Genomic DNA, 7,744 nt, shown 5'->3' with positions numbered 1-7,744 from the left:
TCAAAAAAGAAAGGACGAAATTTGTCCTTTCTCGGTTTTAGCTTTTATTCAACCCACTACAGTTGACAAAGAGCCTAGAAAAGAGGAAGTTTGATAGGTATCAGCCTGAATTACGCAATCCTGTCGCAATTCCGTTGATGGTTGTATGGATTAATTTTTCTTGATCGCTTGATAATTCTCCTCGGCGTTGACGTTTAATCAACTCCAACTGGATATAGTTGAGAATATTAAAATAAGGCATACGGTAATCCAAACTTGCTTTTAGATATGGATTTTCAGCCAAGAGTTCATCGTAACCTTCGATAGCCAAGATAACTTCCTTGGTGACTTGCCATTCATTTAGAATAGTCTCATAGATTGCTTTTACTTCTTCATCCTCACACAGTTTGGCATATTCAAAAGCAATATTCATATTTGATTTTGACAAGACCATGTCGACATTTGAAAGAAGCGATTGGAAGAAAGGCCAATTTTGGTACATATCTCGTAAGATAGCAATATTCTCTGGATTTTTATCGATAAATTCCTTGAAGCTTGAACCAACTCCATACCATCCAGGGAACATGACGCGACTTTGCGACCATGAGAATACCCAAGGGATAGCTCGCAAACCACCGATTTCAGTAATAGTCTTACGAGCGGCTGGACGAGAACCAATATTAAAGCTTGAAATAGCCTTGATTGGACTTGACTCGAAGAAATAATCATAGAAATGATCATTACCAAAGACCAAATCACGGTAGATATCGTAACTACGGTCCACCACTTGGTCCATAATAGCTTCGTAACGATTTGAGGTGTTGGTATCGCTCTTCTTCTGAGTAATCATACGGTTAATGGCCGCCGAAACCAACATTTCAAGGTTATAGTAAGCTGCGTCTTTGTTACCATATTTATTGCCAATTACTTCACCCTGCTCCGTCAAGCGGATACGATCCTTAATGGACTTGAGAGGTTGAGAGGTGATGGCTTCATAGGTTGGTCCACCACCACGACCGACAGTCCCACCACGGCCGTGGAAGAAGGTAACCTTAACGCCAAATTCATCTCCAATAGCAGTCAATTGTTGTTGAGCCTTGTAGAGGGTCCAACATGATGAAAGGTAACCACCATCTTTATTACTATCAGAGTAACCAAGCATGATTTCTTGGTAGTTATTACGTGAAGCAATCCATTTCTTAGCAAGAGGAAGAGAAAGGTATTCTCTCATGGTTTCTTCTGAGTGGTCCAAGTCCTCGATTGTTTCAAAGAGAGGAACAATTTGGACACGGGCTCTTTCTTTATCAACTAACCCTACTTCTTTTAGCAAGATAGCCAATTCCAACATGTCTGATACGCTGGTTGCATGTGAAATGATGGTCTGACGAATGACATCATCTCCCAACTTATCTTTCAACTTACGAGCAGCCTTAAAGATTGCTAATTCTTTTTCAAGTAACTCTGATTTTTCAACATGAGTAGCAGAAAGAATACGTGGATCTTCCTCTAATTCTTTCAAGAGAAGCTGGCATTTTTCTTCTTCACTTAGTTCGCTATAATGCGAATGAATACCAGCTGATTTCAAGAGTTCAGCTACACAGGCTTCATGAACACTAGAATCTTGACGCATGTCAATAGATGCCAAATAGAAACCAAAAATTTCAACTGCCTGAATTAACTCAACAAAATCACCAGAAATCAGTGCTTCGCCCTTATTTTCTAAAAGGGAATCACGAATAGTAATTAAATCCTTATAAAAATCATTAGCTGTTTCATAGCGAGCCCCAACTTCCTTATCCTCAATCAGATAGGTTTTTGTTGCTTGGATTTTTGATTGAATATCAAACAAGGCACGACGGTAAAGCTCTTTTTCACGATAAATCGAGTTATCCTTGGATTGACGAGCCATTTCTCTGACTTGCTTGCTTACATTGACGATACTGGTTGAGAGAGAGAATTCACGATAAAGTTGGTAAATCTTTTCATCATAGTAATTCATGATGACTTCACACTGGGTCATAGCAGATTGTTTCAAGGTATCTGCTGTAACAAAAGGATTCCCATCACGGTCTCCACCAATCCACATTCCCATGGTAATTGGTTTAGGATGTTTCAACTCCAAGCCATGTTTTTTAGCCAGACGCTTGTACTCAGCAGTCAAATGAGGAACTGCCTTCAGGAATGAACTATTGTAGTATTCCATAACATTCGTGATTTCATTGGTCACTTTCAATTTCTTTTCACGAATCATGTCTGTCTGCATGATAATCTCAATATAACGACGGAGATCATTATGCCATTTTTCCTTATTAATCAAACCTAATTTCACATCACGATACTTACGCAAAAGGGTATGGATATGATTGGTCAAATCCAGCATACTCTTACGTTGTACTTGTGTTGGATGGGCAGTCAAAACAGGGACAACATTCAAGTGTTCTAGAATTTCAACCGCATTTTCTTTTTCTGCAACCATTTTGATCGTTGCCGATAATTTCCCAAGATAATCTTGATCGATATTATTTTGATGGTTGATTTCATAGGCCAAATCCACGTCTTCTGAAATATTAATCAAAAGAGGCAAGATAGAGAAATAGCGTGAAATATAAGCCATTTCATCATTTGACAGACTAGTAACCAGTTGGTTCAAGCCCTGATAATCTTCTTGAGTTGATAATTCTTTCAACTCCATGATTTTTGCAAAAGTCTCTGGGGCAAGCATATTTTTAGTGATATCTTCTAACAATTCTGTTAAAATCAATACTTCTTCTTGCACGACAGCTTTATTACTATAGTTTTCTAATTTTTGAAGAGACATAGGTCATCCTTTCCACTATCAACTCTACATATAGTTTGATGAGTGAGCTTCTAACTCCTCATATAATTGGGCACGTTTTTCACTTGCATCAATATTTAAGACAAAGGCGATGGCTACAGACAAGACTAGGAGACTGTTCCCCCCTTGTGATAGGAAGGGGAAGGTTACTCCTGTCGAAGGAATAATGCCCGAAATTCCGCCAATATTAACAAATACCTGTACCAGCATCATCCCCCCAACCCCAATCGCCATCATGGAATTAAAGGGATTCTTAGCACGAATACCGACTAGGATAATCCGCAAAATCAGGAAAAAGACAAGGGCTAAAATCAAGCTGGCTCCCACAAATCCAAACTCTTCAATGACAATTGAAAATACAAAGTCTGTATGAGCCTCTGGTAAATAACCACGTTTTTCGATTGAATTTCCTAATCCTAGACCAAACCAACCACCATTTACCATGGCAAAGTAGGAATTTGCAAGTTGGTGGCCTGCTCCTGCCAAATCAGCAAAGGGATTAAAGTAGGCACTGAAACGCTTAGCAACGTAACCAAATACTGGAACTTTTGAAAACTTATCAACCCCAATCATAGAAATAGCTGATAAGGATAGGGCTGAAACTCCAAACAATACACCGATAAAGACTATAAACCAACGATGAGCAATCCCACTAACTGTATACATAATCAAGGCGACCAGCGCTAGGATTGTAGCATTCCCCAAATCTGGGAAAATAGCCAAACTTCCTATCATTACCAAGAGGACAAAACGCCAATCATTAAAAGCTCGAGGAATCCATTGATTTTGAGTTAAAACTTGAAAATCGTAAATACCAATTTCATCCTGTTGTTTTGAAAAACGTTGGGCCAAGTACCAGACGATGATAATCTTCAAATACTCCGCTGGCTGAATGGTCAAAGGTCCTACTGAAATCCAACCATAGGCTCCATTGACTGGCGTACCAATTAAGCGAGCCAGAGCTAAGAGAATCAGCTCAACAAACATAACAATAAATAAAAGTCGTTCTTTTCTTAAAAAATTCAGTTTCAGCTTATATATCAAGACAATCAATATTAAACTAAATATCCAAAACATTCCCTGACTTCGAACCAATTGGAGGGCACTTTTACCTTCTTCGATAAGAATGGCACTGGTTGTAGAATAAACTACAATCAAGCCCAAAATAGATAAAAGCAAGTAAGGAACTAGAATAGAATAGTTTAACAGGTGCCTCTTACTAATCTTCATAGTATCACCAATCTAATGAGAACAAAAGAAATTATTCCCAAATTCCGTTTATTTTCTAGTTTTGATTGCTATTATACCATTTTTTCCGAAAGAAAAAAACTCTTACCCTCAAGATAGAAGATTTTCTCATAAGAAAAAGAGCACTTGGCTCTTTTCTGTTTTATTCTTTTGAAGAACTGCTTGAGCTTGAATCTCCACCACCGATGTATTGAGTAAAGATATTTTGGAAGGCTTGATCTTTAACCTTGATGTTGGCTGCTTGCAATTCTTTTCCGATAATGCTTTGAACAAATGATGCGTCATTTTGTTTTTGAGTCAAGATAACAGTTTTCAATTTTTCTTTGTAGTCATCGATATTAGATGATTTTTCTGTTTTCTTAATGAGTTTCACAATGTAATATTGGCTGCTGTAGGCTTGTGTTCCAGTAACACTAATCACATCAGAAACACCATTTACATCTAAAGCAAAAGCTGCTTTCTTAACTTGATCTGGTACTTCTGTTGAAGCTGAATCAAAAGTGATTTCTCCACCGTTCGCTTTGGTTTTCTCATCTGTTGAGTTATCTTTAGCTAATTGAGCAAAGTCTGCATCACTAGCTTTGGCTTTTTCGAGGACTTCTTTCGCTTTATCCTCATTATCAAGACGAATGATTTGAGCCGTTACATCTGGAGTGTACTCGTCAAAAGCCTTCTTGTAAGCATCGTCTGTCAATTCAGCTTCTGCTGCTTTTTTAACTGCCAACTCAACTAATTTACTAGTACGAATTTGCGCTTTACGTGTTTCAAGAGTCATTCCTGCTTGTGATAAGACACGTTGGTAGTTTTCACCATATTGTTTCTCTTCTTCGGCAATAGTATCGTTGACTTCTTTGTCATCTACTTCTGAGCCATATTGCTTCTCAAATACTTTTTGGATGGTCATGTTCAACAATACTTGTTGAGCTGAAGGATTGCTTTTCACTTGCTCATAAAATTGATGTTCTGTGATGACATCCCCTTTCATGCTGATAAGATCTGCCCCTTCTGAACCTTTCGAACAAGCTGCTAAAGTTGCTACTGATAATAGTGTAATGGCACCTGCCAATAGTTTTTTCTTCATGTCTACTCCTTTGAGATAAGTGTTACCCTATCTATTTTACTATATTTTCTTAAATTTTTCTGAAAATCATTCGCTGTCAGGCAATTGAACATCTGCTACATTTTTACGAAGCATGAGAATGCCATCTCCCAGAGGTACTAGTGTTGCGGTGAGTCCTGGATTGTCTAAGGTTGCATCAAATAGTCTTTGAAGTCCTCTGTAAATAGTTCGCTGACCACGACGGACTTCCATAATATCCTTAGCAACATCACCACCTTGGAAAATATCATCCAAGACAACCACACCTCCAACGTCCAAATGTTTGAGGATTTCTGGCAGAAAGACGATATATTTAGACTTGGCTGAATCCATAAAGACAAAATCATAGGACTCTGTCAAGGTAGATAAGACATCTACCGCATCTCCTTCTAAGAGCGTAATTTGCTTGCGACTGTCAAACTGGGCGAAATTTTCCTTGGCAAATCCAATCATCTCTGGATTGCGGTCAATGGTTGTAATCTTGGCCTTTGGAGCATGTTTCGCCATTAAAAGAGCTGAAAAACCGATAGCCGTCCCAATTTCCAGAATGTTTTTAGGTTGCATGGTTTCCATGAGAAAACGGAAATAAGCAACCGTTTCATGGGGAATAATGGGAATATTTTCCTTGCGGGCAAAGTCTTCCAATTCTTTCAAGGAACCTGTGACTTGCTTTTGACGCTGACGCATCAAGTCCACAATTTCTTCCTTGACAACAGGACGACGCATGTTATGGTTGGCATTCTTACTATATGATTCAACCATCTTATGCCATTCCCAATTTTTCAACAAGTGCTTCAAACTCATTTAAACGACGTTCAAAGACTGCAAAGGCATCGTTGAGGTAGTCTTCCTTCTCCATATCAACTCCAGCTTTTCTCATGACATTAAGTGGATAGTCAGACTTACCTGCCTTGAGATAGTCGATATAGCGGTCACGGTCTTCTTGATTACCATGGACAATTTTTTCAGCCAAGGCTGAAGCTGCTGCAAAGCCTGTTGAATATTGATATACATAGTAGTTATAGTAGAAGTGTGGAATGCGTGCCCACTCGTATTGGATTTCAGGATTGTCTTCCTTACTCAAACCATAATACTCTTGGTTCAAGTCTGCGTAGAGTTTATTTAAGAAATCGCTTGTCAAGACTTCACCATTTTGATCCGCTTGGTGAATCGCGTGTTCAAACTCAGCAAATTGAGTTTGGCGGAAAACCGTTCCACGGAAACCATCTAGGAAGTTATTGAGAATAGCAAAGCGCGTTGCGTCGTCTTCCACTTCTTCCAACAATTTCTCCGTTAAAATATTCTCATTGGTTGTTGAGGCAATCTCAGCCAAGAAGATAGAATAGTCACCGTAAACATAAGGCTGCGTTTCGCGAGTATAGTTGGAATGCATACTATGACCTGTTTCATGAACAAGAGTAAAGAGATTGTCCAGATTGTCCTGCCAGTTAAGGAGCATAAAGGCATTAGTATCATAAGAACCACCAGAATAGGCTCCTGAACGCTTGCCTTGGTTTTCGTAAACATCAATCCAACGCTCGCTGAAAGCACGTTTAACACGGCTCAAGTAATCCTCACCCAAGACTGCCAAGGCATCTTCTGCTTTTTTCAAGGCTTCTTGGTAGGTAAAACTATATTCGACAGATGAAAGTGGTGTGTAGACATCGTACATCTTGAGGTCTGAAATCCCCAAAATCTTTGAACGAAGCTCAAGGTAACGATGCAAGAGGGGTAAATGCTTGCGAACTGCTGCTACCAAATTGTCATAAACACTCTCTGGAACAAAATTCGCAGCGAGGGCTGCATGACGAGCACTCTTATAGTTGCGAACTTTGGCACGGTAGTTTTGCACCTTAACATTGGTTTGCAAGGTTTTGGCATAGGTATGTTGGAATTGTTCATAAGTCGCATAAAGTGCTTGATAAGCACCACGGCGAACTTCACGATTTTTAGACTCCATCAAACGCATATAAACGCCATGTGATAATTGCACTTCGTTACCATCTTCATCTTTAACAAATGGAAAGACGATATCTGCATTATCTAAAATAGCGAAGGTTTCACTTGCTGAACCAAAGATTTCACCAGCTCCAGCTAATAATTCTTCTTCACGTTGTGATAGAACATGTTCCTTGCCTTGTAAAAGCTTGTCAAAATAGTGTTGATAAACCTGCAATTTTGGCTGAGCTTCTAAAAAGTCAGCATACTGCTCTTCACTGATTTCCATAAATTCAGGCTCATAGAATGAAAAGGCTTGATCTAGCTGGCTGTAGAGAGTCATGGCCTTGGCATAGTACTCTTGGTACTTGGCTTCACGTGTATCCTGATCATTCTTCATATGAGCATAGACGTAAAGCTTCTCCATCTGGCGTTCCATTTCAAGAGAAAATTCAGTGATTTCGAGTAGGCTATCCTCACTATCCAGGAGATGGCCTTCATACTGGGCTACTGTCTCCAATTGTTCTGTTAAATCTTTTAAGGCTTTTTCCCAAGCCTGGTCAGTTGGGTAGATCGTTGATAGATCCCATGTATCTTTTTCATTTATTTCATGTCTTTGTAATACCATTAGATTCCTCCATCCT

Annotated in this window: 5 protein-coding genes; all 5 read right to left on the bottom strand. The window is 39.2% G+C overall.

The window, feature by feature from the left end:
- Positions 1-100 precede the first annotated feature (100 nt).
- The 5 genes from ppc to pepF all read right to left on the bottom strand — a co-directional run bounded on the left by ppc (position 101) and on the right by pepF (position 7,728).
- Positions 101-2,797: a phosphoenolpyruvate carboxylase gene (gene ppc, locus QP439_RS06835; protein WP_033684999.1), complete on the bottom strand. Its 2,697-nt coding sequence runs from the start codon at positions 2,795-2,797 to the stop codon at positions 101-103.
- Positions 2,798-2,821: 24 nt separating this feature from the next.
- A complete protein-coding gene (gene ftsW / locus QP439_RS06830) occupies positions 2,822-4,045 on the bottom strand; it encodes a cell division peptidoglycan polymerase FtsW (RefSeq protein ID WP_084865064.1) in 1,224 nt (407 codons plus the stop codon).
- 160 nt (positions 4,046-4,205) lie between these two features.
- Positions 4,206-5,144, bottom strand: a complete 939-nt coding sequence (prsA, locus tag QP439_RS06825; protein WP_045597054.1) for a peptidylprolyl isomerase PrsA — start codon at positions 5,142-5,144, stop codon at positions 4,206-4,208.
- Between the two features lie 66 nt (positions 5,145-5,210).
- Positions 5,211-5,924 carry an O-methyltransferase gene (locus tag QP439_RS06820; protein ID WP_223330122.1) on the bottom strand — a complete coding sequence of 238 codons (714 nt, stop codon included), beginning with the start codon at positions 5,922-5,924 and terminating at the stop codon, positions 5,211-5,213.
- Position 5,925: 1 nt separating this feature from the next.
- Positions 5,926-7,728 (bottom strand): oligoendopeptidase F, encoded by a 1,803-nt coding sequence (gene pepF / locus QP439_RS06815; RefSeq protein WP_285388936.1) that lies wholly within the window; start codon positions 7,726-7,728, stop codon positions 5,926-5,928.
- Between the last annotated feature and the right edge of the window lie 16 nt (positions 7,729-7,744).

This window comes from Streptococcus sp. UMB1203, from assembly GCF_030217725.1.
Taxonomy (GTDB): domain Bacteria; phylum Bacillota; class Bacilli; order Lactobacillales; family Streptococcaceae; genus Streptococcus.
Note: the sequence above shows the minus strand (reverse complement) of the source record. Positions and strands in the feature narration are given on the sequence as shown.

Coding starts and splice junctions, on each gene's coding strand:
- ppc (WP_033684999.1), bottom strand. CDS start 2,797: ATGTCTCTTCAAAAATTAGAAAACTATAGTAATAAAGCTGTCGTGCAA.
- ftsW (WP_084865064.1), bottom strand. CDS start 4,045: ATGAAGATTAGTAAGAGGCACCTGTTAAACTATTCTATTCTAGTTCCT.
- prsA (WP_045597054.1), bottom strand. CDS start 5,144: ATGAAGAAAAAACTATTGGCAGGTGCCATTACACTATTATCAGTAGCA.
- QP439_RS06820 (WP_223330122.1), bottom strand. CDS start 5,924: ATGGTTGAATCATATAGTAAGAATGCCAACCATAACATGCGTCGTCCT.
- pepF (WP_285388936.1), bottom strand. CDS start 7,728: ATGGTATTACAAAGACATGAAATAAATGAAAAAGATACATGGGATCTA.